Source organism: Halomonas sp. BN3-1 (assembly GCF_003056325.1).
In the GTDB taxonomy this organism is placed as follows: Bacteria; Pseudomonadota; Gammaproteobacteria; order Pseudomonadales; family Halomonadaceae; genus Halomonas; species Halomonas litopenaei.
The window spans coordinates 167,581-189,911 of record NZ_PYVV01000004.1; the positions used below are offsets into that span (position 1 = coordinate 167,581).

Annotated in this window: 22 protein-coding genes and 1 pseudogene; 9 read left to right on the plus strand and 14 right to left on the minus strand. The window is 64.9% G+C overall.

The genetic code is table 11. The features are described from left to right. Positions 1 to 37 precede the first annotated feature (37 nt). On the plus strand, positions 38 to 1,264 hold the full coding sequence (locus C9F12_RS07415; protein ID WP_108448478.1) for a benzoate/H(+) symporter BenE family transporter: 1,227 nt from the start codon (positions 38 to 40) through the stop codon (positions 1,262 to 1,264). Between the two features lie 379 nt (positions 1,265 to 1,643). Next, on the plus strand, positions 1,644 to 2,108 hold the full coding sequence (locus C9F12_RS07420; RefSeq protein ID WP_108448479.1) for a hypothetical protein: 465 nt from the start codon (positions 1,644 to 1,646) through the stop codon (positions 2,106 to 2,108). Between the two features lie 27 nt (positions 2,109 to 2,135). On the opposite strand, the gene C9F12_RS07425 is transcribed toward C9F12_RS07420, so the two are convergent. The 4 genes from C9F12_RS07425 to adhE all read right to left on the minus strand — a co-directional run bounded on the left by C9F12_RS07425 (position 2,136) and on the right by adhE (position 8,136). Continuing rightward, positions 2,136 to 2,507, minus strand: a complete 372-nt coding sequence (locus tag C9F12_RS07425; protein ID WP_108448480.1) for a DnaJ family domain-containing protein — start codon at positions 2,505 to 2,507, stop codon at positions 2,136 to 2,138. A gap of 106 nt (positions 2,508 to 2,613) precedes the next feature. After that, positions 2,614 to 4,014 (minus strand): amidase, encoded by a 1,401-nt coding sequence (locus C9F12_RS07430; protein ID WP_108448481.1) that lies wholly within the window; start codon positions 4,012 to 4,014, stop codon positions 2,614 to 2,616. A 124-nt stretch (positions 4,015 to 4,138) separates the two neighbouring features. Further along, entirely contained in the window at positions 4,139 to 5,077 is a 939-nt protein-coding gene (locus C9F12_RS07435) for a helix-turn-helix domain-containing protein (protein ID WP_162816410.1), read from the minus strand. Positions 5,078 to 5,340: 263 nt separating this feature from the next. Continuing rightward, entirely contained in the window at positions 5,341 to 8,136 is a 2,796-nt protein-coding gene (adhE, locus tag C9F12_RS07440) for a bifunctional acetaldehyde-CoA/alcohol dehydrogenase (protein ID WP_108448483.1), read from the minus strand. A 475-nt stretch (positions 8,137 to 8,611) separates the two neighbouring features. On the opposite strand from adhE, the gene C9F12_RS07445 reads away from it, so the two are divergent. From C9F12_RS07445 to C9F12_RS07460, 4 genes are all read left to right on the plus strand, one after another. Then, a complete protein-coding gene (locus C9F12_RS07445) occupies positions 8,612 to 10,075 on the plus strand; it encodes an aldehyde dehydrogenase family protein (protein WP_108448484.1) in 1,464 nt (487 codons plus the stop codon). A 166-nt stretch (positions 10,076 to 10,241) separates the two neighbouring features. Then, the gene (locus tag C9F12_RS07450) at positions 10,242 to 10,439 is read left to right on the plus strand and encodes a hypothetical protein (RefSeq protein ID WP_045991360.1); all 198 of its coding nucleotides are present in this window, start codon (positions 10,242 to 10,244) and stop codon (positions 10,437 to 10,439) included. A gap of 174 nt (positions 10,440 to 10,613) precedes the next feature. Then, positions 10,614 to 11,363, plus strand: a complete 750-nt coding sequence (locus C9F12_RS07455; RefSeq protein WP_240184196.1) for a carbonic anhydrase family protein — start codon at positions 10,614 to 10,616, stop codon at positions 11,361 to 11,363. 185 nt (positions 11,364 to 11,548) lie between these two features. After that, positions 11,549 to 12,298, plus strand: a complete 750-nt coding sequence (locus tag C9F12_RS07460) for a hypothetical protein (protein WP_052704223.1) — start codon at positions 11,549 to 11,551, stop codon at positions 12,296 to 12,298. A gap of 224 nt (positions 12,299 to 12,522) precedes the next feature. On the opposite strand, the gene C9F12_RS07465 is transcribed toward C9F12_RS07460, so the two are convergent. Then, entirely contained in the window at positions 12,523 to 13,368 is an 846-nt protein-coding gene (locus C9F12_RS07465; RefSeq protein WP_045991358.1) for a TIM44-like domain-containing protein, read from the minus strand. A gap of 138 nt (positions 13,369 to 13,506) precedes the next feature. Here C9F12_RS07465 and C9F12_RS07470 point away from each other — a divergent pair, with 138 nt between their 5' ends. Further along, positions 13,507 to 14,088: an isochorismatase family protein gene (locus C9F12_RS07470; protein WP_108448486.1), complete on the plus strand. Its 582-nt coding sequence runs from the start codon at positions 13,507 to 13,509 to the stop codon at positions 14,086 to 14,088. 124 nt (positions 14,089 to 14,212) lie between these two features. Here the strand turns inward: C9F12_RS07470 and yaaA are convergent, their stop codons facing one another. Then, positions 14,213 to 14,989 carry a peroxide stress protein YaaA gene (yaaA, locus tag C9F12_RS07475; protein WP_045991356.1) on the minus strand — a complete coding sequence of 259 codons (777 nt, stop codon included), beginning with the start codon at positions 14,987 to 14,989 and terminating at the stop codon, positions 14,213 to 14,215. Between the two features lie 170 nt (positions 14,990 to 15,159). Next, the gene (locus tag C9F12_RS07480; protein WP_108448487.1) at positions 15,160 to 16,191 is read right to left on the minus strand and encodes an NADP(H)-dependent aldo-keto reductase; all 1,032 of its coding nucleotides are present in this window, start codon (positions 16,189 to 16,191) and stop codon (positions 15,160 to 15,162) included. A gap of 258 nt (positions 16,192 to 16,449) precedes the next feature. Here C9F12_RS07480 and C9F12_RS07485 point away from each other — a divergent pair. Beyond that, positions 16,450 to 16,905, plus strand: a pseudogene (locus C9F12_RS07485) (sel1 repeat family protein); the annotation flags it as partial. Between the two features lie 336 nt (positions 16,906 to 17,241). Next, entirely contained in the window at positions 17,242 to 17,748 is a 507-nt protein-coding gene (locus tag C9F12_RS07490; RefSeq protein WP_108131597.1) for a hypothetical protein, read from the plus strand. A 202-nt stretch (positions 17,749 to 17,950) separates the two neighbouring features. On the opposite strand, the gene C9F12_RS07495 is transcribed toward C9F12_RS07490, so the two are convergent. The 7 genes from C9F12_RS07495 to C9F12_RS07525 form a co-directional block, all read right to left on the minus strand. After that, complete coding sequence (locus C9F12_RS07495; RefSeq protein ID WP_108448488.1) at positions 17,951 to 18,919, minus strand: NAD(P)H-quinone oxidoreductase; 969 nt, start codon at positions 18,917 to 18,919, stop codon at positions 17,951 to 17,953. A gap of 66 nt (positions 18,920 to 18,985) precedes the next feature. Then, positions 18,986 to 19,537: a TIGR00730 family Rossman fold protein gene (locus C9F12_RS07500; RefSeq protein ID WP_108131194.1), complete on the minus strand. Its 552-nt coding sequence runs from the start codon at positions 19,535 to 19,537 to the stop codon at positions 18,986 to 18,988. Between the two features lie 54 nt (positions 19,538 to 19,591). Continuing rightward, on the minus strand, positions 19,592 to 20,113 hold the full coding sequence (locus tag C9F12_RS07505) for a DUF501 domain-containing protein (protein WP_045991352.1): 522 nt from the start codon (positions 20,111 to 20,113) through the stop codon (positions 19,592 to 19,594). Then, positions 20,097 to 20,411 (minus strand): hypothetical protein, encoded by a 315-nt coding sequence (locus C9F12_RS07510; RefSeq protein ID WP_045991351.1) that lies wholly within the window; start codon positions 20,409 to 20,411, stop codon positions 20,097 to 20,099. Before C9F12_RS07510 ends, C9F12_RS07505 begins: the two co-directional genes overlap by 17 nt. Positions 20,412 to 20,510: 99 nt before the next feature. Beyond that, positions 20,511 to 20,978, minus strand: coding sequence for a Cys-tRNA(Pro) deacylase (ybaK, locus tag C9F12_RS07515; protein WP_108448489.1), 468 nt, complete (start codon positions 20,976 to 20,978; stop codon positions 20,511 to 20,513). Between the two features lie 2 nt (positions 20,979 to 20,980). Continuing rightward, entirely contained in the window at positions 20,981 to 21,385 is a 405-nt protein-coding gene (locus C9F12_RS07520) for a thioesterase family protein (RefSeq protein ID WP_045991349.1), read from the minus strand. A 136-nt stretch (positions 21,386 to 21,521) separates the two neighbouring features. Continuing rightward, positions 21,522 to 22,325, minus strand: coding sequence for a hypothetical protein (locus C9F12_RS07525; protein ID WP_045991348.1), 804 nt, complete (start codon positions 22,323 to 22,325; stop codon positions 21,522 to 21,524). Positions 22,326 to 22,331 lie beyond the last annotated feature (6 nt).

A 22,331-nucleotide genomic window follows, 5' to 3' on the forward strand; every position in this document is an offset into this window, starting at 1 on the left:
TGGCCGTACATCGACGCCATCATCAAGGAGCCAGCCCATGCGCCGAACCGACTCCGATACCGTAACCGCACCCCAAGGGGCGGCTGCGGGGTCGTCCCTTTTTCGTGACCTGTCGCTGTCGGCGGTGACGGCAGGCTTTGTCGCGGTGCTGATTTCCTACTCGGGGCCGCTGGCGATCTTCTTCCAGGCCGGGGCGGCGGCGGATATCTCACCCGAGATGATGACCTCCTGGGTGTGGGCCATCTCGCTGGGGGCGGCGGTGTCGGGCATCGTCCTGAGCCTGTGGCTCAGAGTGCCGGTGGTGACGGCCTGGTCGGCGCCGGGGACGGCGCTGCTGATCACCCTGTTCCCGGAGCTGTCGCTGGGCGAGGCGGTAGGCGCCTACCTGACGGCGGCGGTGCTGATGCTGATCATCGGTGTCACCGGCAGCTTCGACCGATTGATGGCGCTGATTCCGTCGGGTGTGGCCGCCGGCATGATGGCGGGCATCCTGTTCCAGTTTGGCCTGGGCGCCTTTGCGGCCATCGAGACCTCGCCCTGGCTCGCCGTCGGCATGTTGCTGGCCTATCTGGTGTTCAAGCGGCTGGCGCCGCGCTATTGCCTGATCCTGTTGCTGATCACCGGTGTGGTGCTCGCCGTGGTGCTGGAAGGCGCGAGTCTCGGCGGCGTCGGTGTGCACCTGGCGATTCCCCGCTTTATCGCTCCCGAGTGGACCATCACCAGCACCCTGAGCCTGGCGTTGCCGCTGGTGGTGGTGAGCCTGACCGGCCAGTTCCTGCCGGGAATGGCGATCCTGCACGCAGCGGGCTATCACACCAGGGCCCGGCCGATTCTGACGGTGGCCAGCCTGACCTCCTTCGCCACTGCCTGCTTTGGCGGCATCACCACGGTGATCGCGGCCATCACCGCTGCGCTGTGCACCGGCAAGGATGCCCACCAGGACCCGGGCCGTCGCTACGTCGCCGGGGTCGCCAACGGCGTCTTCTACCTGGTCGGCGGGCTGTTCGCCGGCACTATTGTGGCGCTCTTCACCTCCTTGCCCGGTGCCTTTGTGGCGGTACTGGCGGGGCTTGCCTTGATCGGTGCGATCACCAGCAACCTGGCCGCCATGATCGCCGCCGAGGGCCACCGCGAGGCCTCGGTGATCGCCTTTATGGTGACGGCCTCGGGCATGAGCCTGTTCGGTCTGGGCGCGGCCTTCTGGGGGGTGGTGATCGGCATGCTGGCGGTCAGATTGCTGCACGCTGGACGCGCCGCGGCCTGACGCTGGCGGTGATGCATGGTTCCAGGCCGAATGGCGCTCGAGCGTCGCGAATTCATCGATGTCAGCACCGTCGGTGAGCCTGACCTGCAGCCGTCTGATACCGCTGGATTAGTGTGCTGAAACGGTCGCGGCGTCAGGGTGGGAGCGCGGGGTGACAAAGTTGCCGGCTATCATCGGCGGAGCCCTATTTGGGCGCTGTCCGAAAAGTCGACGAGCGAAGGTTAGACAAGGCAAAAATCGGTGAGAAAGCGCAGTTTACGGAGTGTAAATGAGCATTTTGATCCGATTTTTAACGCCGTATTACCGAGTGCAGGCACTTTTCAGACAAGCCCTAGGCAAAGATGTCCGCTGTACTCGCTCGAATCACCAGGAAACCGCCGTGACCTCGTATTCAAGAAGTGCTCTCGCCTGCCATGCGCTGGCGACCCTGATTCTGATCGCCTTTGGTCTGGTCTATCTCGGCCGCAGCGAATTCATGCCCTACCATGCCGCCGCCATGGGGCTCGACTGGGAGTCGGTCGCTCCAGGCACCCGGCAGGTCCTGCTGGCGCTGATGCACGCCCTGGGGGGCGCCTGTCTCAGCGTGGCGATGCTGGTCGGTGTGCTGCTGTGGGGGCCGTTTCGGAGGGGGGCAGACTGGGCGATCTGGACGGTGCCGCTGGCCGGCTTTGTGCTGTGCGCGACCTCGCTCTACGCTCAGGTCGGGGTCGCCCTCAGGACGCCGGCGTCGCCTCCCATGCTGCCGGTCATCGCCGCCGGTGTCTTGCTGGCGCTGGGGCTGTGGCGGTCACGGCGCTGGCGCCAACGCGACGTCCCGTTGCACACCCGGTCGGACTCACGCTAGCACACCGTACTGACGGTAACCGCAGGGTCAGTCTCCCTCCCACTTCTCCAGCAGCCGGTCATGATAGCGCCCCAGCTCAAGAAGCCGACTGGCACCCCGCCCGCTTTCGCCAAGCCGTGCGCGCAGAAGACGCAGGCGTTTCTCGCAAGCGCTTCGCTCGGCGGCTTCCTGTGTCTGCGCCAGCAGGTCTTCCACCTCACGAATCTCGCGCTGAAGCTGAAGCTCCGGGGGCAGATAGCCTGAGTTCTTCAGCAGTCGGTAGCCTGCCCGCAGCGCCTCGGGAATCATGCTGTCGTCGTCGAGTTCGATGGGCTTGCCGTGATCCGGCAGGTCGTCGAAGGCGCCTTCCTGCTGCGCCTTCTGGATACGTGCCTCGGCCAGTTGGTCGAGCAGGGACATGGGAGCACCTCGTGGCGTAAAGCGGTCCTGTTGACCCGACTTTAGGCCATCGGAGCGCTCCCATCACCCGCCAGCGGGAGCCATCAAGAGAAGGAAGGCGCGAGGGCTACAGCTCTGGATGTCGACGATGCCAGTCGGTGACCTGCTGGTAGGCCCAGCCGGCGCGCACCAGCATCGCTTCATTGAACATCGGTGCGATGAACTGGAAGGCGATGGGCCCGCCCCGCTGGCTGAAACCCGCCGGCAGGGTGATGGTCGGATGTCCGCTCAGGTCGAAAGGACAGGTATAGCGCAGCATGCCGGAAAACAGCGCTTCATCCTCGCCGAACTTCTCCATGAACGCCATCGACGGGGCGGCGTAGGCGGTGACCGGGGCGATCAGCAGGTCGACACTGGCCAAGAGGCGATCGACCCGGCCCTTGAACTCGGCCCGGCGCAGCAGTCGTTGCTGGTGGTCCATGGCGCTCTGGGCGCGGCCCAGGTCGATCAGACCAGCAAGACCAGGGCCGTACGCTTCGCGCTGGCTGGGGAAGGTCTCGGCATGGGCGACGGCGGTCTCCACGCCGCACAGTGGCGCCCAGTCGAATACCGCCTGCTGGGTGTCGGGGAAGTCGATTTCCTCGATCACGGCACCGAGCTGTCCCAGCGTGGATACGACTTGTTCGAGGACGCCGCGGGTTTCGGTATCCACCGCTTCGATGGCCCAGCGAGGGTCGAGCCCGATACGCAGGCCCTTCAGGCCTCGCGTCATGCCGGCCAGGTAATCCGGCACGGCGAGGGGAACGGCGGTGGGGTCACGTTCGTCGGCACCGGCAATAACGCCAAGCAGCGCCCCTGCATCGGCGGCGCTGCGGGCGATCGGCCCGATGTGGTCCATCGAGGCCGCCAGCTCGAAGGCGCCGTGTCGGCTGACTCGGCCCCAGCTCGGCTTGAGGCCGGTGACGCCGTTGGCCGCGGAGGGGAAGCGAATCGAGCCACCGGTGTCGGTGCCCAGCGAGCCAAAGCACAGCCCGGCGGCGGTGGCCACGCCGGAACCGCTGGACGAGGCGCCTGACCACAAAGCCTCGCCCCAGGGGTTGGTGGGCGGCGTGATGTCGGGGTGGTGATCGGCGAAGGCGCCTTCGGTCTGCTGCAGCTTGCCTAGCAGCACGGCCCCGGCCTGGTCGAGGCGTGTGACCACGCTGGCCGTTTCCCGGGGCTCGTGGTCACGGTGCAGGGGCATGCCGTGGGTCGTCCGGGTCCCCGCTGTCCACAGCAGATCCTTGACGGCCACTGGAACACCCTGAAGCGGCCCCTTGTGGATGCCAGCGGCAAGATCGCGGTCCGCCTGGGCGGCCTGTTCAAGTGCACTGTCGGCCATGACGGTGACAAAGCTGTTCAGGGTGGCATCGACGCTGTCGATGCGCTCGAGCATGGTTCGAGTGACCTCGACGGCGCTCAGTTCCCTGGACTGGATTCGACGGCCGATCTCGATAAGGCCGTCAAAGTGCAGCGGATGGTCTGTCATTGTTGTCATCCTGATGGTGAGAAAAGACGCTCACCTTCAGGGTAGGCAGAGAGTAGGGCGCAGGTTTGCCTGAACGGGCCAAGCGGTGGCCCGAGAGGGCCAGAGCCAGAGCGGACTGGTGGATTTACATCGTCCCGGGTGCGTGGCGACCTGCTTGCAGCAAGGTAGAGGGCGGATGACCGTAGGCCTGACGGAAGCTACGGCTGAAATGGGAGACACTGGTGAAGCCATGCTCCAGGGCGACCTCGGTGACGCTGCGGATACCACCTGCCCGCAGGGTGGCGCGACTCTGCTCCAGTCGAATCGACCACAGTGCTGCCATGGGTGTGTGACCGTGCTGAGCGAACAGCCGGGTGAGGGTGCGCCGAGAGACATGGTTGTCCCGGGCGATGCGATCGAGGCTCAGGGATGGGTCCTGGTGCTGTTGTTGCAGGTAGTGACAAAGGCGTCGGTAGAGCACGTCGTTGCGACTGTCGCCAGCGCCGCCCAGCCCCTCGAGCACCAGAGCCGCCAGATCGACCATCGCCTCGCCGAGCCCGATCGACGAGGCTTCGGCGTCCAGCCGGGCGCCGTCTCGGATCAACGCCTTCAAAGAGGTGGCGCCGGGCAAGGTCGCCGGGATAGGCCGAGCCGTCAGCGGCTCGGTGGTGGCCAGGCGACGCATCAAGGGCGCCCGTGGAAGGCGCACAAGATGAAGCGCGCTGGCGCTCAGGCACCATTCGAACGGGCGGCAGGCATCGTACAGCACCAGGTCGCCGGGCCCGATGGCGATACGCCGCTGATCCTGGTCGAGTCTGGCCGTGGCGTTCTCGAGAAAGCCGAGCCACAGGTCATCGTCGCTGTCGCGGGACAGGTGGTGTGACTGCCGGCGCCAGCGGTGGGAAGAGGCGGCCATGGTACTGATGGCGACGTCGCCGTATTGCCTGACGTTGAGACTGCCATGGAAGGGCCGTTCGTCGAGGCATTGGCTGTCGGCTGGAATGCAGTGGCTGCAGACGACGTCGTGCCAGAAGGCGAAGCGCTCTCGGGAGTCGATCTGTCGGGTGGTAAAGGCGGCCGTCATGCGGGTGTCCTTCCGGGCGGGGCGGCCACAGGGTCTCAAAATGGACATTGATGCCGCCATCGTCCCGACACTATAGCGCAGGTATAGCACAGGCGGGTTTGGTGGCGGCATGCACGCCGATTGGGCCCTTAGCGCAGGGGATGAGCACTGGTGACTGTTTGCGAGACGCAACAGCCCCCGCGAGATCGCTCTCGCGGGGGCTGTGGTCGTGGCGGGACCCCTTTCGATCAAGCCCTGCCAAGGGCTCTGGCGCTAGCTTGGACTCAGGCGTCGGCCTTCTCCTTTTTCGCCTTGCGGCCAGCCGCCTTGCCGGTGGGTGTGCTCGCTTCGTCCCTGGCGTTCTGTCGGGCCTTTTCCGGGGCCTTTTCCGGGGCCTTGGCAGGGTCATCGGCAAGCGCCCGGGCCGGCGCGCGCGCTTCGCTCTTCTTGATCACGGTGGTGCCGGCGAAGGTCTCTCCCTCTACATAGACCTCCCCGTAGTAGGACGCTCGCAGCACTTCCTTGAGCTCGCTGATCAAGGGGTAGCGCGGGTTGGCGCCGGTGCACTGGTCATCGAAGGCTTCCGCGGCCACTTCATCGAGCTTGGCCAAAAAGTCGGCCTCGGGGACGCCGGCCTCCTTGATCGAGGCGGGGATGTCCAGCTCGCGCTTGAGCTCATCGAGCCAGTTGATCAGTCGCTCGACCTTCTGGGCGGTACGGTCGCCGGCCAGGGACAGCCCCAGGTGATCGGCGACCTCGGCGTAGCGGCTGCGCGCCTTGGGTCGGTCGTACTGGGAGAAGGCGGTCTGCTTGGTCGGGTTGTCGTTGGCGTTGAAGCGCACCACGTTGGTAATCAGCAGCGCATTGGCCAGACCATGGGGCAGGTGGAACTCGGCGCCGAGCTTGTGGGCCATGGAGTGGCACACGCCGAGGAAGGCATTGGCAAAGGCCATGCCGGCGATGCTGGCGCCGCTGTGGACCTTTTCGCGGGCCACGGCGTTGCGCTCGCCCTCACGGTAGCTGGCAGGCAGGTACTGTTTCAGCAGCTTCAGCGCCTGCAGCGCGTGACCGTCGGAGAACTCGTTGGCCAGCACCGAGACGTAGGCCTCCAGCGCGTGGGTCACGGCGTCATAACCCCCGAAGGCGGTCAGCGAGCGGGGCATCTTCATCACCAGGTTGGCATCGACGATGGCCATGTCCGGGGTCAGCTGATAGTCCGCCAACGGGTACTTGATGCCGGTGGCGTCATCGGTGACCACCGCGAAAGGCGTGACCTCGGAGCCGGTTCCGGAGGTGGTGGGGATGCACACCAGGCTGGCTTTTTCGCCCATGGTGGGGAACTGGTAGATCCGCTTGCGGATGTCCATGAAGCGCATCGCCAGATCCTGGAAGTGCACGTCCGGGTGCTCGTACTTGACCCACATGATCTTGGCGGCGTCCATCGGTGAGCCGCCGCCGAGCGCCAGGATCACGTCGGGCTGGAAGCTGGCCATGGCCTCGGCGCCGTTGTCGACGATCGACATGGTGGGGTCGGCCTCGACGTCGTAGAAGGTGTGGACCTCCATGCCGAGTCCCTTGAGCAGTGCCATCAGCTCATCGGCGTAGCCGTTGTTGAACAGGAAGCGGTCGGTGACGATAAAGGCGCGCTTCTTGTCCTTGAGGTCGGTCAGCGCCACCGACAGGCTGCCGCGACGGAAGTAGATCGATTCGGGGAGCTTGTGCCACAGCATGTTTTCCGCCCGCTTGGCCACGGTCTTGGTGTTGATCAGGTGCTTGGGACCTACATTTTCGGAGATCGAGTTGCCGCCCCAGGAACCGCAGCCGAGGGTCAGCGAGGGCGCCATGTCGAAGTTGTACATGTCGCCGATGCCGCCGTGGGAGGTAGGGATATTGACCAGGATGCGCGCGGTCTTGAGGCGGTCGCCGAAGTAGCGGATACGCGACTGCTGAGTGTCCTGGTCGGTGTAGAGCCCTGAGGTATGGCCGATGCCGCCAAACTCGACCATGGTGCAGGCCTGGTCCACCGCGTCCTCGAAGGAACTGGCGCGGAACATGCCCAGTGTCGGTGACAGCTTTTCGTGGGCAAAGGCGTCGTCGATGCTGACCCGTTCGCCCTCGCCGATCAGGATCTTGGTGTCGGCCGGCACCTCGATGCCGGCGAGTCCGGCGATGGTCGCCGCCGACTGGCCGACGATGGCGGCATTCAGCGCGCCATTTTTCAGAAGCACCTGACGGACCTGGTCGGCCTCGTCGGCGGACAGCAGGTAGGCCGCGTGGGAGGCGAAGCGCTCACGTACCTCGTCGTAGACCTCGTCGAGCACGATCACCGCCTGCTCCGAGGCGCACACCACGCCATTGTCGAAGGTCTTGGACATCAGGATCGAGGCCACCGCGCGCTTGATGTCCGCGCTCTCGTCGATCACCACCGGCACGTTGCCGGCACCCACGCCGATGGCCGGCTTGCCCGAGGAGTAGGCCGCCTTGACCATGCCGGGGCCGCCTGTGGCCAGGATCAGGTTGATGCCCTCGTGCTTCATCAGGGCCTCGGACAGCGCCACAGAGGGCTGGTCGATCCAGCCAATGATGTCCTGTGGTGCACCGGCAGCCACCGCCGCCTCCAGCACCAGCTTCGCGGCAGCGTTGGTGCAGTGACGTGCGCGTGGGTGGGGCGAGAAGATGATGCCGTTGCGGGTCTTCAGCGAGATCAGCGCCTTGAAGATGGCGGTGGAGGTGGGGTTGGTGGTGGGGATGATGCCGCAGATCAGGCCCACCGGCTCGGCAATGGTCATGGTGCCGGCTTCATCGTGGGTCGCGATGACGCCGCAGGTCCTGTCGTCCTTGTACTTGTTGTAGATGAACTCCGAGGCAAAGTGGTTCTTGATCACCTTGTCCTCGAGCACGCCCATGGCGGTCTCTTCCACCGCCTGGCGGGCCAGCGGTATGCGGGCCTGGTTGGCGGCAAGCGAGGCAGCGCGAAAGATCGCATCGACCTTCTCTTGAGAGAAGCTGGCAAAGACCCGTTGCGCGGCCTTGACCCTGGCGACGAGGGCGTCGAGTTCAGCGAGGTTGGTAACAGCCATTATTGGCCTCCAGTAGCGTGACAAAGGAAAGAAAAGCGACCTGCGAAACCTCCTCGGTGTGTACGGTGCCTGCTGCTCGGAGCGGGGCATGTGCCTGGCTCGGGCGTCGGCGAGCATAAGAAGCAAAGCGGCTTGAAAAGTGGCTTGATGTCTTCCCGTCGAGATTCAGTCTATGGCTGTCTCGATTCAGCTCTGCTGACAGGGGTCAGTTTTGTCGCCGGTATTCCGCTGATTCGAACATCATGATGATCGCAAGCATCAGCCCGGCCTATCCGTGGGCTGGGGTAGGGAGGGCGCTTCAGCCGAGCCCCCTGTGGAGGAGGAGAGGTAGGCTCCACCTCGGTCAGGAGAGGCCATTGGCAATAATGTCAGGACACAAATCGTCACTCCGACGGGTCTTGCGACCCGAGTGATGGTTGACTAGCCTTGTGTGACGATAGTTGGACGAAAGCTATACAGAACGAAAGGAGTCGTTATGTGGAGCCTCAAGGATTTTCATCTGCAGCCGATCGCCGGTGAATGGAGGGCTGGAAGTTCCGGCGAGTCGCTCAAGGTGATGGACCCCTACCACCAGAAACAACTGGTGGAGATCACCCAGGCAGATTGCTCCGACGTCGAGCGTGCCTTTGATGCGGCCGACCGAGCGCAACGGCAGTGGGCGGATACCAGCGCTACCCACAGAGCGGCTGTACTGCGCCGTGTCGCCGAACTGATGGAAGAGCGCAAGGATGAACTGGTCGAGTGGCTCATCCGCGAGTCGGGCAGCACTCGCATCAAGGCCGAACTCGAGTGGAACAATGCCTGGGAGATGTCGCTCGAAGCCGCCGCCATGGCCACTCGCGTGCAAGGTACCACTGCCGCTTCGAGCGTCCCGGGCAAGGACCATAGGGTCTATCGCAAGCCGCTGGGCGTGATTGGCGTGATCAGTCCCTGGAACTTTCCCTTCCACCTGACCCAGCGCACCATCGGCCCCGCCCTTGCGCTGGGTAACGCCGTGGTGCTCAAGCCTGCCAGCGACACCCCCTTGACCGGTGGATTGCTGCTGGCACGGCTTTACGAGGAAGCGGGGCTGCCGAAGGGGCTCCTCAGTGTTCTGGTTGGTGCTGGCAGCGAGCTCGGCGACCCGCTGGTCGGACATCGGCTCGCCAAGCTTATCTCCTTCACCGGTTCCACCGAGGTGGGCCGACAGATCGCCAAGGGGGCGGTCGGCGGAGAACATATCAAGCCAGTGGCACTGGAACTCGGCGGCAACAGTCCCTTTGTGGTGCTCGATGACGCTGACATCGATCGGGCCGTACGGGCGGCGGTGGTCGGCAAGTTCATGCATCAGGGCCAGATCTGCATCGCCATCAACCGTATCATCGTCGATGCGTCGATCCACGACGCCTTTGTCGAGCGCTTCGTCGAGCGGGTCAAGGGGCTCAAGGTCGGGGACCCCTCCGACGCACATACCGTCATCGGACCGATCATCAACGATCAACAGCTAGACGGGCTGAAGGACACCATCGACAGGGCCCGTGAGTCTGGTGCCCGGGTGGCGCTCGAGGGCTCTCTTGAAGGCCCTTGCCTGCATCCCTGGGTGTTCAGCCACGTCAGCGAAGAGATGGACCTGGCCTGCAACGAGATCTTTGGTCCGATCGCCGGCATCATCAAGGCCGACGGTGAGGCCGAGGCGATACGCATCGCCAATGCCACCGAGTATGGCCTCTCCGCAGCGGTCTTCAGCGGTTGTTCGGCGCGCGGCGAACGGGTGGCACGCCAGATAGAGTCGGGAATGGTGCACGTCAATGACATGCCGGTGAACGACGAACCACACATGCCGTTCGGTGGTGAGAAGAATTCCGGGATCGGCCGCTTCAACGGCGACTGGGTGCTGAACGAGATGACAACCGTGCAATGGGTCAGCGTCCAGCACGAGCCTCGCGACTATCCCTTCTGATGGTTTCCCTCGGATACGGTGCGAAGCGCGTGCCGCCTGCTAGAGTCAAGTAGACTTAGGGTTGTGGATTGAACCCTCTGTGAGCGTCCCTGGACCCTGGCCAGGGTCAACCGACAGCGCTAGGGTGAAAGGGAATCACGACCAACGTCTTAGACAAGGAGATGTTATGAAAAACAGCATGATGCGTCGTTTCGGAATGGCTTTCGTGATCGCGATGATGGCGGGTGGTCTGGCCGCCTGCGAAGAGGAAGGCCCTGCCGAGCAGGCCGGCGAGGAAATGGATCAGGCGGTCGAGGATGCCGGTGAGTCCATGGAAGACATGGGCGAAGAGATGGAAGAGTCGGCCGAGGAAGCCACCAACTGATGTGACAGGCGTCACCGTCAGCGGCGCTATGCCGAGAGAGGCAGCGTGAAGGACGGGTCTGCTCACACTGACCTTGTGGGTCGGTGATGTCGCCTGTCTTCGCCGCTGAGGAGTATCAGGATAAGAGGTCTGTCCCCAGGGGCAGGCCTTTTCTGTGTGCAACGGAGTTGTTTCATGATCAAGCGGATCAAGATCGCGGCGGCACTGAGCGGCCTGATGATGTCCCAGGCAGTGATGGCCGCCGCGCCCGAAACGTCACACTGGTCCTACACGGGAGACACGGGACCTGCCTACTGGGCTGACATCGACGACGACTTCAGTATGTGTGGCCTAGGTCGCAACCAGTCGCCCGTCGATATCGATGGCGCTATCGATGCCGAACTTCCACCGCTACAACTTGACTACGCGACCACCGGGACCAGGGTCTTCAACAATGGCCACACGGTGCAGGTAGCCTCCCCCGAGGGCAACACGCTGACGCTTGATGGGGATCTCTTCATCCTGCAGCAGATGCACTTTCACGCGCCTTCCGAGCACACGGTAGACGGACGCCGGTTCCCGCTGGAAGCGCATCTGGTGCACAGCGACAAGGACGGCAACCTGGCGGTAGTCACGGTGCTGTTCGAGGAAGGCGAGGAAAATGCAGCATTGCGCTCGCTTGCCGATAGCCTGCCAGATACCGCCGGTGAACGTGCCGACGTAACCGATACCGTGAACTTCACGCAGATGTTGCCGGCCCAGCATGACTACTATCGCCTGAACGGTTCCTTGACCACTCCACCCTGCTCCGAAGGCGTCCGCTGGGTGATCATGCAGAGCACGCAGGATATTTCATCTGATCAGGTCGAGTCGTTCTCTGCTGCGATCGGGGACGCCAATAACCGGCCGCTGCAGCCTCTGAATGCCAGAGTGCCACTCAAGTAGTTCCGTCTCTCGACAACACCTTGTCACATGGTGATAAGCATCGCTCCCGGACGTCGTCGGCGCTGCTGCGCTGGGTCCGGGCCGGCACTTGCATGGCATCATTGATGCCGTCGGTACTAGCCAAGTCGCGATTGTCACTCTAATGTAAACGGGGAAGTTACAAATTTTTCTCCGGGAGGTGCTTCATGAAGCAAGGAATGTTTCGTCGTCTGGCCCTGGCCAGCGCTGTGGCGTCCATGATGCTGGTACTGGCGGGTTGCGAGGACGACGCGGCCGAAGACGCTGGCGCTCAGGTGGACGATGCACGCGAAGCGGTGGAAGAGCAGGCGCAGGAGACCGCCGCCGAAGCGGAGCAGTTGGCCGAGGACGCCGGAGAGGCGATGAGCGAGACCGCCGACGATGCCGAGCAGGCGATGGATGAAGCCGCCGCCGAAGCGGAGCAGCAGGCCGAGGACGCCGGAGAGGCGATGAGCGAGACCGCCGACGACGCTGAGCAGGCGATGGATGAAGCCGCTGCCGATGCCGAACAGCAGGCCGAAGAGGCGGAGCAGGCGATGGATGAAACTGCTGCCGACGCTGAACAGGCGATGGATGAAGCCGCCGCCGATGCCGAGCAGCAGGCCGAGGACGCCGAGCAGGCGATGGACGAAACCGCTGCCGATGCCGAACAGCAGGCCGACGAGGCTGCCGCAGGAGCCTCCAACCTGGTCGACGATGCTCAGGAAGCGCTGGGTGATGCTGCCGATGCCGTGCAAGAGCAGGCCAACGAGGCCATGGAGGGCATGAGCAATCTGGCAGAGGACGCCCAGAATGCCCTGAGCGATATGGCCGGTGACGCCGAACAGGGGGCCGATGCGGCTGCCGAGAGCGCGGGTCAGGCGGTCGAGGAAGCCGGTGACGAGGTCGAGCAGGCGACCGACGAGGCGGCCCAGTAAGTCGAACCTTCTGGTCGGGGCTTTTGCGCCGGGCGTCGGTTCTACAGGCTCGGTTTCTTCAGGCTTGGCGCCTTCATGGCGCCTTCAGACGCACCCACCGGCCCTTGAGCCCGTCAGAAACACAAAAAGGCCGAGATCCTGGATCTCGGCCTTTTTGCGTTGCCTATCTGTGGGCTGGGTGGCCATCACTGCCCGCCGCTGAGGGCGGCAGGCAGCGACGATGATCAGCCGTTCTGCTCGATGCCCTGGATGTACCAGGGGGCATCGTCACGCATTTCGCGGATCAGGTGCCAGGTCTCGTTGAACTCGGTTTCGCTGCCGTTTTCCTTGAGCACGCCGTGGAACAGCACCCGCGCCTCGGCCTGGTTGGCGAACTCCTGAACGCCGCCGAGCTCCGCAAACAGGCGCACGATTTCGGTCTGGTTGTTGGCCGGCTCCTGGGCCCGCTGTTCGCGCAGCAGGTTGTAGAGTTCCGGCGTCACGTACTCCTGGATGCGCGGCAGGTCGTTGTTGTCCCAGGCCCGCTGAAGGGTCATGAAGTGCTCCTTGGCGCCGCCGAGGAAGCGTTCACGGTCGAACCAGGCGGGGTCTCCCTGAGGCCCTCCGGTCTGAGTGCCTGCGCTGTGGGCACCGAGACCTCCCGCGGAGCCCGGCATGTTGAACGGTGAGCTCTGGTGCTGTTCACGGTGCATGCCGGATGAACCGCCTCCCGCCGATGCGGTGGCCGTGCGCCGCCGTGCCAGCAGCTTGAACAGCAGGAAGGCCGCGCCTGCCATCAGCAGCAGGTCGACCATGCCGAGGCCATCGAAGGCGCCGCCGAAGAACAGCGCGCCGAGGAGGCTGCCGGCCAGCAGACCGCCGAGCATACCGCCCATCAGGCCGCTCTTCTTGCCGGCGGTCGGGGCGGCGTTGGGACGAGCGGTGTTCTGTGACTGGGTCGCACTGGGGCTGGCCTGGCGCGAGTAGGAACCAACACTCTTGCCGCCACCCAGGCGGCGGGCGTCGGCGCTGTCGACGGCAAGGCCGAAGCCCATCACGCCGACAAGGATCATCACGAGAAGGTGACGCATCGAAGACATCTCCGTAGTTCGGCCTGCATTGGCCAGTCTGGGCCTTTGACCCTGGTGGTCAGAGGCACGTCGCTCGTCCATTCTAGCGATAACGGGCGCCGCGGGAAGCCGTGTACAACGAAAAGTCGAGGAGACCCCATGCTGATCGAACGTAGTGACAGTCTGCTGCTGGTGGTCGACGTGCAGACGGCATTGATGCCGGTGGTGGAAAGAGGGGATCAGGCGATCACCGAGATCGGCTGGCTGGCGGCCGTGGCAGAGCGCCTGGAGGTGCCTGTGTGGGTGACCGAGCAGTATCCTCAGGGGCTCGGGGCGACCGAGCCGCGACTGAAATGTGCCCTGCCACAGAGCACCCGCTGGTTCACCAAGAGTCACTTCAACGCCTGCCGGGAGCGCGATATTGCACAGGCCTTCGAGGCGGCTGCGCCGCGTCAGATCGTGATTGCCGGGGCCGAAGCCCATATCTGTGTGCTGCAGACGGCACTTGGCCTGCTGGAACGGGGTGTCGAGCTGTTCTGGCTGGTCGAAGGCTGCGTCAGTCGCCGCAGCGATGAAGCGAGACTTGCCGGCGAGCGCGCAAGACAGGCCGGCGCCTGGCAAGTCAGCGCCGACATGGTGGCCTACGAATGGCTGGAACGCTGTGACGACGCGACCTTTCGCGAGGTGCATCGTGAACTGCTGCGCCCCAGGGCGTCCCGGCCGCTGCGGCTGGCGCCCTGAGGATCACAGCTGGCGCGCCAGCCAAGCCAGACAATAAAGCCACGCCTTCATGATCGCTGAAAGGTGGCACCGTGCACCGTCTGCGGCGCACGGACGAGCGCTACCGGCGTAGCGGCGGCGCGACTCAGGCGGGGTTGTCGCGGGTGAACACCAGGGTGCCACCCTCGGACTCGGCGGCGTTGAAGCGGTACCCGGCCACGTCGAAGTCCTTGAGCCCTTCCTTGTCGTCCAGGCGTTGCTGGATCATCCAGGCGGCCATCAGTCCCCGGGCCTTCTTGGCGTAGAAGCTGATGATCTTGTAGCGATCGTTCTTCCAGTCCTTGAACACCGGGGTGACCACTTCGGCCTTGAGCTTTCTGGCATCGATGGCCTTGAAGTACTCGTTGGAGGCCAGGTTGACCAGCACAGGTGTTCCGCTCTGTGCCACCGCCCGGTCGAGCTCCTCGGTCAGCAGCGGCTTCCAGAAGGCGTAGAGGTCCTTGCCCTTGGCGTTTTCCAGACGGGTGCCCATTTCCAGGCGATAGGGCTGGATCAGATCCAGCGGGCGCAGCAGGCCATAGAGGCCCGACAGGATGCGCAGATGATCCTGGGCGAAGCGGTTGTCGGCTTCATCGAAGGCGTCGGCCTGCAGGCCGACGTAGACGTCGCCCTGGAAGGCCTGGGCGGCGACCTTGGCGTTGTCCGGAGTGAACGGGGTCTGCCACTGACCGAAGCGCGCCGCGTTGAGTCCGGCGATCTTGTCGCTGACGCCCATCAGCTCCGAGATGCGGGCCGGGCTGTAGTCGCGCAGGATGTCGATCAGCTCGCGGGAGCGGTCGAGGTAGTCGGGCTCGCTGTGGATATCGGTGGTGGCCGGGGTCTCGAAGTCCAGCGTCTTGGCCGGAGAGATCACGCTGAGCATGGGCGTGCTCCTGATGTCAGGTAGGGAAAATTGGCAAGTGGCCGTCATTGTACCAAGCCCCGCCGCCGCTCGGGACGAGGGCGAGGCTATGGACGCCATAGTAAAGAGGGCATGCCTGCCGGCAAGGGCAGGCGTTGTTCTTTGCTTGAGGCCGAGGGGGCGAGGCCGCTTCAGGGGCTGGGGTTGGGCAGCCTGTGATGGATGGCCTCGATGCCTTCGATGACTTCGTCGGCCAGCACCAGGGACTCCGAGGCGAGGTTGCTCTCGAGCTGCTCCATGGTGGTCGCGCCGATGATGTTGCTGGTCAGGAAGGAGCGCGAGTTGACGTAGGCCAGCGCCATCTGGGCCGGGTCCAGGGCGTGCTCGTGGGCCAGTTCGACGTAGGCGCGGGTGGCATCGATCGCCTGATCGGAGCTGTAGCGGCTGAAGCGGTCCCACAGGGTCAGGCGGGCGCCAGGCGGACGGGCGCCGTCCAGATACTTGCCCGACAGCACACCGAAGGCCAGCGGCGAGTAGGCCAGCAGTCCCACCTGTTCGCGGTGAGCGATCTCTGCCAGCCCCACCTCGAAGGTCCGGTTGAGCAGGTTGTAGGGGTTCTGTATCGAGGCGACCCGCGGCAGGCCCAGGGACTCGGCCAGTTGCAGGCAGCGCATCACGCCCCAGGGTGTCTCGTTGGACAGACCCACGGCGCGTACCTTGCCGGCATCGACCAGTTCCTTGAGGGCCGACAGTGTCTCTTCCAGATCGGTGGCCTGCTCGTCCTCGTCGTGGGTATAGCCCAGGCGACCGAAGAAGTTGGTCGAACGGTCCGGCCAGTGCAGCTGGTAGAGATCGACGTAGTCGGTGTTCAGGCGTGCAAGGCTTGCGTCGATGGCCTCATGAAGATGGGCGCGAGTCAGGCGAGGTCCGCCGCGGATGTGCTTGATACCGGGGCCGGCAGCCTTGGTGGCGATGACCACGTCGTCGCGGCTTTGGCGGCCCTTGAGCCAGGAGCCTACATAGCTCTCGGTCAGTCCCTGGGTTTCGGCCTTGGGTGGCACCGGGTACATCTCGGCGGCGTCGATGAAGTTGACGCCGAAGGCCACCGCGCGGTCGAGCTGGGCATGGGCCTCGGCCTCGGTGTTCTGCTCGCCGAAGGTCATGGTTCCAAGGCACAGGCGACTGACGTCGATGCCGGTGTTGCCAAGGGGACGGATCTGCATGGGGACTCCTTGTGGTAGGCCTTTGTCAGGGGGGCGCAGCGCCGCCGCCGGACCGTTTTTGCTGCAAAGCATCGAGATGGTACCTTTGGCCGACAGGGGTCGCCAAATCCCGGGGGTTGAGTCCGTATCGGGCCAGGCGTATGCTTGCCACCCCGTTGCCGCGGAGGAGTCCGTGGCACCGTCGATTCAACAGGAGATCGCCCGCGACACAGGAGGTGTCCGGTCCGACTTCCATCCTTTGGACTCAAGGTTGTTGCCATGCAGCAGGCATCGTCACTGAAGACGCGGCTCGAGTACCGTCTGGCCCAGCAGTTGTTTCACACTCGCTGGTTGCCCCGCTCGCCGCGAACCCAGAGGCTGACCATGCGTCTGTTTCAACGCTGTGCGGACGCCGGGCACCCGGCAGCACTGTCGTTGTACGGGCACATGCTGTTTCACCGGTCACGGGCACCCCAGGACAAGGCACGCGGCGCTCGCTACGTGCTGCAGGCCGCCCATGGCGGGGACGTCAGGGCGCAGTACCAGGCAGGCCAGATCCACGAACATGGCTGCGCGCTGTACCCGGCGCGCCACGACCACGCCGTGACCTGGTACGCCCGGGCCGGGGAAGCGGGTCATGCGTTGGCGGCGGCGCGCCTGGAGCGCGCCTACCGGGATGGTGAGCTGTCGCTACCGGTGGATCCAGAGCGTGCCGCCTACTGGGCGGTGCTGGCTTCGGCAGGGCAGGCCTCGTCAGGACAGCCTTCGTCAGAGCAAACCTTGGCACGCCAGGCCTCGCCAGGTTCGGCCAATAGCGCCCTGGCCAATGGACAGCCTGTTCCGGGGCAGTCCGCCAGGCAAGACGGTGTCACGCTGGACAAAGCGGAAGCCCAACAGCGACACTAGAGGTATCAGGCGCGGCGGTTGGGTCGCGCATGGGTCCCGGTGAGGCCGAGACGAGCGGCGGTTCAGGATTCCCTGGCCGCCGCTGGTAGTTTGGGCCTCGGGTACGGTTTTCGTTGTCGGGTGACGTCGGGGAGGCGTTTTGGCCGACTGTCACGACGAGGTTTGCTGCCTGTGGTGTTACCGACTCTGCTGGATATCGAAGCCTCTGGATTCGGGCGCGGCAGCTACCCGATCGAGATCGGCCTGGCGCGGCCGGACGGCAGCTGCTGCGCCTTTCTGATTCAGCCCCTCGAGGAATGGACCCACTGGGATCCCAAGGCCGAGCTGCTGCACGGGATATCCCGGGCCCGGCTCGAGCGCGAGGGCTATCCGGTACGTCACGTCGCCCGTTGGCTTAACGATGAGCTGCACGATATCGGCATCGCCTACAGCGATAGCTGGGGGTACGACAACACCTGGATGTCGCTGCTGTTCCACCACGCCGGCATGATTCCCGCCTTCCGCCTGGAAGCGCTGAGGCGGTTGCTCGACGAGACCCAGATGGCGATGTGGAGCGACATCAAGGAGTCGGTGATCGAGGAGCGGGGCATCCAGCGCCATCGCGCCGGCGAGGACGCCCGGCTGCTGCAGTTGACCTTCGCCCGCACCCAGGAGCTCAGCGCGCGCCGCTGACGCTCACTGTTTATCGCTCTCGCTGACGCTCACTCTTTCTCGCGTTCTTTCTCGCACTCTTTGCCGCGCCATGGCGCCGCTCTATGTGGCGCCGCTCTCTATGGAGCTGTTGGGAGCCTGCCTACCTGAACAGTTACCCACAGCCGGTCCGGCTGACCGTCTGTGGATAACGTGCGCTGGTGTGAACCTTCAGGGAGCGAGATCAATCGGCGGCGACACGCAGCAGCAGCTTGCCGGTGTTGGCATTGTCGGCGAGGTGCTGGTGGGCGGCCTCGACCTCCTCGATGGGCCAGCCGGCGTCGATCAGCGGAGCGAGCTCGCCGCGCTCGAGCCTTGGCCACACGTGGCGAGCGAGTTCACCCAGAATCCTGCCCTTGTCTTCCGGTGACCTGGCCCGCAGGGTCGAGCCGATCAGGCGCTGGCGCTTCATCAGCAGGCGGCCGATATCGAGCTCGGCGTGGCGTCCGCCCATCAGCCCGATCACCACCATTCGTCCATCGGCGGCCAGCACCCGTTGATTGTCGGCCAGATAGCTGGCCCCCACCGGGTCGAGGATCAGGTTGACCTCGCCGAATGCCTTGACCGCCTCGACGAAACTGCCCTGGTGGCGGTTCCAGCCCGCCCTGGCACCCAGCGACAGGCAGCGCTTGAGCTTTTCATCGCTGCCCACGGTGACAAAGCAGGGGTGACCGAACTCGCGGCACAGCTGGATCGCGGCGGTACCGACGCCGCTGGCGGCGGCGTGCAGCAGCACCTGCTCGCCTTCGGCGAGTTGGCCTTCGATGAACAGGTTCAGCCAGGCGGTGGCGTAGACCTCCGGCAGGGCGGCGGCCTCGCGCAGGCCAAGGCCATCGGGCACCGGCAGCACCTGGCGTTCGTCCACGCAGACCTTCTCGGCGTAGCCGCCACCGGCCAGCAGCGCGCACACTTGCTGCCCAACCTGGAGCTTTTCGACCTCGGGGCCGAGCGCCACCACGCTACCGCTGACTTCCAGTCCCAGCACCTCGGAGGCGCCTGGGGGCGGTGGGTACTGACCGGCGCGCTGCATCAGGTCGGCGCGATTGACGCCGGCCCAGGCCACCTCGATATGCACTTCTCTGGCCTGGGGGGCGGGGAGATCGTCGGTGGACCGCCAGATCAGGCGGTCGCCGTCTTGCTGCATGGCGTACATCGGACATCCTCCATGATGAAATGAGAGGTCGACGAGGCGGCTGAGAAGCCGCTTGGACGCAGGAGCCTAGCGCTTGTCCAGGCGGGCCTCGAGCGCCTCCAACAGAGCGTCGGGGTTGGCTGCACTGATCAGCGTATCGAGCGTGGCGGTGTCGAGAAAGCCCTGCTCCACCCCGGCGTGGAGGAACGTCAGCAAGGGGCGGTAGAAGGCGCAGGTGTCGAGAATGCCGATGGGCTTGGCGTGCAGGCCGAGGTAGCGCCAGGTCCAGGTCTCGAAGAATTCCTCCAGGGTGCCGATCCCGCCCGGCAGCATCACGAAGGCGTCGGCGTTGGCCGCCATCTGGGCCTTGCGCTCGTGCATGTCGCCGACACGAACCAGTTCGGTCAGGCCATCGTGGGCCAGCTCCCGGTCCACCAGGTGGTGGGGCATGACCCCGATGACCTGGCCTCCGGCCTCCAGGGTGGCATCGGCCAGCGCGCCCATCAGGCCGACACTGGCGCCACCGTAGACCAGGCCATGGCCACGTTCGGCCAGGCGCCGGCCGAAGGCGCGGGTATCTTCGAGAAAACGGGGATCTTCGCCCTGGCGTGAACCAAGATAGACACAGATCTGGGCCATGGAACGTTCTTCCTGTCGCGGCGTGAAGGGGGAGAGCGCTTGTCTGCGAGCAGCTCAGGGCAATAGATCGATGATGCCGTAGTGCTCGTCGACCCACTGGCCGATCACATTGTTGCCGCACAGGTGATGGGCGTATTGGGTGTGCAGGCAGCGCACCTGATCGTGGTTGGCGATGCCGCCGATGCCGCGTTCACGCAGCACCTTGTCATAGCCCAGACGCTCGACCTCGGCACGCTGCTCGGCGCTCATGTGCGCCCAGCGGGTGGCGATGTAGTCCTGGTGGCTTGCATGGTAGGCCGCACGGAAGTCGTCATCTTCCTTTAGCCGGGCTTCCAGCGACTTGATCACGCCGGCGGCCTCGATCCGTGACAGCTCCACCTTGAGCAGCTCGGAACTCAGCCAGAACAGGGTGGGAAACGGCTTGCCGTCGACGATCGGGGCCATGCGCAGCACCAGCGGAGTGCCTTCGCCGTCGGTGGCGGCAAGGGCCTCGATGCCGCGGGGCTCGCGACCGAGCTGCTCGGCGATGATCGCCGTCTGGGCGGCATCGGGGGGCGTGTCAGGACGGATCACCATCGGGGTTGTCTCTTACGAATTTGGTGGAGCGCCCCACCGCGCGAAAGAAGGCACGATTGAGCTGTTCCGGGGTGGGGACGTAGGCCTGCTCGCGCTCGATGAACTCGGCGCCGCGTGCGATCAGCACGTCGTAGAGGCGATTGAACGGGGCATCATAATCGTAGGGATCGGCGCCGAACAAGCGAATGTGCGGATAGTCGGCGAAGCGCTCGAGGAAGAAGGCTTCCAGGCTGGCCTCGGCGGCGCGATGGCGGACCTTGTCGTCCGGGTCCAGCCACAGGGTGTAGCGGATCGCCATGGGCACCTCTGGTGTCGATATGGCTCCACCCTAGCATTTTTGCCATTTTGACGCTTGTTCGGCCGGTCTTTTTACCGCGAACGGGGCTGTCTCGAAGGGCTATCTCGCCAGCGCCACCACCTGGGCATCGGTCAGCGCGATCAAGTCGTCCGGGGCCAGGGTGATTTCCAGCCCGCGGCGTCCGCCGCTGACGTGGATCTGGCTGTGGTCGTGACAGCTGTCATCGATAAAGGTGGCCAGACGCTTCTTCTGACCCAGCGGGCTGATGCCGCCGACCACATAGCCGGTGGCTCGTTCGGCCGCTTCGGCCTCGGCCATGGCGGCCTTGCGACCCTTGGCCTCCTTGGCCAGGGTCTTGAGGTCGAGCTTGCGCGACACCGGCACGATGGCCACCACCAGGCGCTGGCCATCGATGCTGGCCAGCAGGGTCTTGAACACCGCCGCTGGGTCCAGTCCCAGCGCCTCGGCCGCCTCCTCGCCGTAGGCCGGCGAGCGCGGGTCATGCTCGTAGCTGAGGGTGGAAAACGGTCTGCCGGCCTTTTCCAGCGTCTTGACGGCAGGGGTCATGGTCAGGCGATCTCCGGTTCGTGAAGGTGCTCCATCAGGGCTTCGCGCAGCTCGCCTTCGATCGGCACCGCCTTCTTGGTCTGGTGATCGAAGTGCACCAGCACGGTGTGGCCGAGATTGGTCAGCTCGCCCTTCTGGTGGGCTTCCTGGGTCACGGTGAAGGAGCTGTTGCCCAGGCGTGACAGGTAAGTGCGAACCTCGATGTCATGGCCATAGTGGAGTTCGGCGCGATAGTCGATCTCCATGCGTGCCATGATCAACCGCCACTTGGCCGGGTCCAGATCCGGGGTGAACAGGCGGAAGAGGTCGTTGCGTGCCAGCTCGAACCAGGCCGGCAGGCGGGTATTGTTGACGTGACCGAGGGCGTCGGTGTCGTAGAAGGCGGGCTCGATGGTGCGGGTCAGCATAGGGCGTTCTCGTTTGTTGTGGTGGTGATGTCAGGGTTTCAGGATTATCCCAAGCAAGCGCTAGGTCAAGATGCGGGCGTCGGCGCGCCCGTCTTGGCTCAACGCTTGGCTCAGCCTTTAGCTCAGCCCTTATCTCTCAACTTCGGCGGCCTGCCCACCACTGCTGCACGCGCATCCACGACAACAGCCACAGGGTGGCGGCGGCGAAGCCCAGCAGGGTGCCTGGCCACAGGCCGAGGCTTGCGTAGGTCAGTGACACCACCAGGGCGTAGCACAGAAGCGAGCCCAGGCCCGCAGGATAGTGCTTGATGACCGTGGCCACCGGCGCTGCCCCCTGGGTCAGGTGGAGGATCACCAGGAACGGGTACATGGTCACCGGGAACGCCGCCATGACCCCGGCCCAGGCGCTCGGCACCACATGGGCGAGGCCGGTGATCAGGAAGATGATGCCCGCGGCGAGCCCTGCCCGCAGCGCCAGCGCGGGCCAGGAGAAACCGCCCTTGGGGGTGGCCTTGACGTCGGGGACCCGACGATAGAGCCAGGTGAAGACGATGATGGCGGCCAGGGTGGTGAGGGTGCCACCGAGGCGGCTGAAATCGACCTGGGTCAGCAGGCTGCTGGCGGCGAGCCAGGCGGCAAGGCCACCCGCGGTTCCCTGGGCCACGCCCTTGAGCCCGTCACCGCGTGCGGCCAGCAGGTAGCCGCCGCCCAGCGCCAGGGTCGCGGTGAAGCCGGCCAGGGTGTGTACGGCGCTGTCGCTGGCGAACTGGGGCGACAGCTCCAGGCCAATGAAGAACAGTGCGATGGCGGTGCCCAGTGGGTAGCCGGAGAGCAGGCCGGCGACCCGGGTGCTGACCCGCTCGGCGATGACCGACAGGCCGAGCACGACGCCGACGGAGATAAGCAGTTTGGCCAGTTGCCAATGAAGGGGGACGTCCATGAGGGG

Coding starts and splice junctions, on each gene's coding strand:
- C9F12_RS07415 (WP_108448478.1), top strand. CDS start 38: ATGCGCCGAACCGACTCCGATACCGTAACCGCACCCCAAGGGGCGGCT.
- C9F12_RS07425 (WP_108448480.1), bottom strand. CDS start 2,507: ATGTCCCTGCTCGACCAACTGGCCGAGGCACGTATCCAGAAGGCGCAG.
- C9F12_RS07430 (WP_108448481.1), bottom strand. CDS start 4,014: ATGACAGACCATCCGCTGCACTTTGACGGCCTTATCGAGATCGGCCGT.
- C9F12_RS07435 (WP_162816410.1), bottom strand. CDS start 5,077: ATGACGGCCGCCTTTACCACCCGACAGATCGACTCCCGAGAGCGCTTC.
- adhE (WP_108448483.1), bottom strand. CDS start 8,136: ATGGCTGTTACCAACCTCGCTGAACTCGACGCCCTCGTCGCCAGGGTC.
- C9F12_RS07445 (WP_108448484.1), top strand. CDS start 8,612: ATGTGGAGCCTCAAGGATTTTCATCTGCAGCCGATCGCCGGTGAATGG.
- C9F12_RS07450 (WP_045991360.1), top strand. CDS start 10,242: ATGAAAAACAGCATGATGCGTCGTTTCGGAATGGCTTTCGTGATCGCG.
- C9F12_RS07455 (WP_240184196.1), top strand. CDS start 10,614: ATGATCAAGCGGATCAAGATCGCGGCGGCACTGAGCGGCCTGATGATG.
- C9F12_RS07460 (WP_052704223.1), top strand. CDS start 11,549: ATGAAGCAAGGAATGTTTCGTCGTCTGGCCCTGGCCAGCGCTGTGGCG.
- C9F12_RS07465 (WP_045991358.1), bottom strand. CDS start 13,368: ATGCGTCACCTTCTCGTGATGATCCTTGTCGGCGTGATGGGCTTCGGC.
- C9F12_RS07470 (WP_108448486.1), top strand. CDS start 13,507: ATGCTGATCGAACGTAGTGACAGTCTGCTGCTGGTGGTCGACGTGCAG.
- yaaA (WP_045991356.1), bottom strand. CDS start 14,989: ATGCTCAGCGTGATCTCTCCGGCCAAGACGCTGGACTTCGAGACCCCG.
- C9F12_RS07480 (WP_108448487.1), bottom strand. CDS start 16,191: ATGCAGATCCGTCCCCTTGGCAACACCGGCATCGACGTCAGTCGCCTG.
- C9F12_RS07495 (WP_108448488.1), bottom strand. CDS start 18,919: ATGTACGCCATGCAGCAAGACGGCGACCGCCTGATCTGGCGGTCCACC.
- C9F12_RS07500 (WP_108131194.1), bottom strand. CDS start 19,537: ATGGCCCAGATCTGTGTCTATCTTGGTTCACGCCAGGGCGAAGATCCC.
- C9F12_RS07505 (WP_045991352.1), bottom strand. CDS start 20,113: ATGGTGATCCGTCCTGACACGCCCCCCGATGCCGCCCAGACGGCGATC.
- C9F12_RS07510 (WP_045991351.1), bottom strand. CDS start 20,411: ATGGCGATCCGCTACACCCTGTGGCTGGACCCGGACGACAAGGTCCGC.
- ybaK (WP_108448489.1), bottom strand. CDS start 20,978: ATGACCCCTGCCGTCAAGACGCTGGAAAAGGCCGGCAGACCGTTTTCC.
- C9F12_RS07520 (WP_045991349.1), bottom strand. CDS start 21,385: ATGCTGACCCGCACCATCGAGCCCGCCTTCTACGACACCGACGCCCTC.
- C9F12_RS07525 (WP_045991348.1), bottom strand. CDS start 22,325: ATGGACGTCCCCCTTCATTGGCAACTGGCCAAACTGCTTATCTCCGTC.